Here is a 212-nt window from a genome sequence, read left to right on the forward strand (position 1 = left end):
CACAGCAGAAGCAAAAGCCACAGCAGAAGCTGACGCTGCGCTGCGAGGGCGGCCGCGCCCTGGCTTTTGATTCCGTTTTTGATCTTGCTTTTGCTTTTGCTTTTGCTTTTGCTTTTGCTTTTGCTTTTGCTTTTGATGTGCCGCCCCATAAAGCGCCTGGGCCTTCTTCCGGTGTCGACCAGAGGGCAGCCCGCAGGGCCCGAGGCTTTAGC

At 56.1% G+C, this 212-nt stretch carries 1 protein-coding gene; it reads left to right on the top strand.

Going from position 1 to position 212, the window contains the following annotated elements:
- On the top strand, positions 1 to 212 hold a 212-nt coding region (locus QBK88_RS30755; protein WP_277965052.1), incomplete at both ends, for a hypothetical protein.

Source organism: Pseudomonas sp. RIT-To-2, from assembly GCF_029623465.1.
GTDB classification, from domain to species: Bacteria; Pseudomonadota; Gammaproteobacteria; order Pseudomonadales; family Pseudomonadaceae; genus Aquipseudomonas; species Aquipseudomonas silvicola.